At 47.4% G+C, this 1,581-nt stretch carries 2 protein-coding genes; both read left to right on the top strand.

The genetic code is table 11. From position 1 onward, the window contains the following. Positions 1 to 754: 7TM domain-containing protein (locus R7M72_RS24445; RefSeq protein WP_318056381.1), on the top strand; the 754-nt coding region annotated here is incomplete at its 5' end. A gap of 3 nt (positions 755 to 757) precedes the next feature. Continuing rightward, positions 758 to 1,581: alpha-L-glutamate ligase-like protein (locus R7M72_RS24440; RefSeq protein ID WP_318056380.1), on the top strand; the 824-nt coding region annotated here is incomplete at its 3' end.

Genomic DNA, 1,581 nt, shown 5'->3' with positions numbered 1-1,581 from the left:
ATCGAACGTTTCGTTACTTGACCTTGTGGGAGGTAAGAACAGCCAAGTTCATTTCTCCATGATCAAACAAGAAGTGACGCCTCAACAAGCGACAAACAACAAGGTTGAGGCCGATGGCCTGCTTAACTTATCAATCCACAGCTTGCCTCTAGAAGAGCAAGCGATGTTCAAGACCATCATGCTGATCCCAATTGGTGCATTGATCGTTGTGTTCCTGCGCGTGATTATTGGTCTTAAAACCTCTGGTACGTTCATGCCAGTACTGATTGCGGTTGCGTTCGTTCAAACGCAGCTTGTGACTGGTATTGTTGGCTTCCTATTAATTGTTGGTACAGGCTTGATCATCCGAAGTTACTTATCGCGGCTCAACTTACTTCTGGTAGCAAGGATATCCGCGGTTATTATCACGGTTATTATGATCATCTCGGTGTTTACCGTCGTAGCATTCAAGATTGGTTTGACAGAAGGTCTAACAATCACCTTCTTCCCAATGATCATCTTGTCATGGACGATCGAACGTATGTCGATTCTGTGGGAGGAAGAAGGCGCGAAAGAAGTAGCAATGCAAGGTGGTGGTTCACTACTGACTGCGGTACTGGTTTACTTGGCGATGACCAACTCGTATATCCAGCACTTAACGTTTAACTTTATCGGCCTACAGCTAATTGTTTTGGCGGGTATTCTATTACTAGGTACTTACACTGGTTACCGTCTAACAGAACTACGTCGTTTCAAACCGCTAGCGGAGGATTAAACGATGTTTGAACGTTACACTACGCCATCAAAACTTCGCCACAAAGGCATTATGGGCATGAACAAGCGTAACCATAGCTACATTGGTCGCTATAACGATCGCTCTAAATACCCATTGGTGGATGACAAGCTAAAAACCAAGATCATCGCTCAAGCTGCAGGGGCAACCGTCCCTGCCCTTATCGGCGTGATCCACAACCAAGCAGAAGTAAAAACCATCCACAACATGGTAAAAGACTGGCCGGGTTTTGTGATTAAGCCAGCTCAAGGCAGCGGTGGTAAAGGTATTCTGGTGGTGACATCGCATAAAGACGGTGTGTACACCAAACCTTCTGGTGCGACAATCAACAAAGAAGAAGTGGAACGCCACATCAGTAATGCACTGGCAGGGCTGTTCTCGCTCGGCGGTAAGAACGATGTTGCCGTGGTTGAGAACTTGATTAAGTTTGATGACTGCTTCGATGGTTTCAGCTACGAAGGTGTGCCAGACGTACGCATCATCGTATTTAAAGGCTACCCTGTCATGGCGATGATGCGCTGCTCAACATCAGCGTCTGATGGTAAAGCTAACCTTCACCAAGGTGCGGTCGGTGTCGGCATTGATATCGCAACAGGCAAAGCCATTCGTGCGGTGCAATTCGACCAACCAGTAACGCACCACCCAGATACGGGTAAAGATTTATCGACTCTGCAAGTGCCTCATTGGGAGCGTTTGCTAGAACTTGCGTCAAGTGCTTGGGAAATGACGGGGCTTGGTTACATGGGCACCGACATGGTTCTCGACAAAGAAGAAGGTCCGATGGTACTTGAGCTGAATGCTCGTCCTGG

Source organism: Vibrio sp. YT-18, from assembly GCF_033337345.1.
GTDB classification, from domain to species: Bacteria; Pseudomonadota; Gammaproteobacteria; order Enterobacterales; family Vibrionaceae; genus Vibrio; species Vibrio alginolyticus.
Note: the sequence above shows the minus strand (reverse complement) of the source record. Positions and strands in the feature narration are given on the sequence as shown.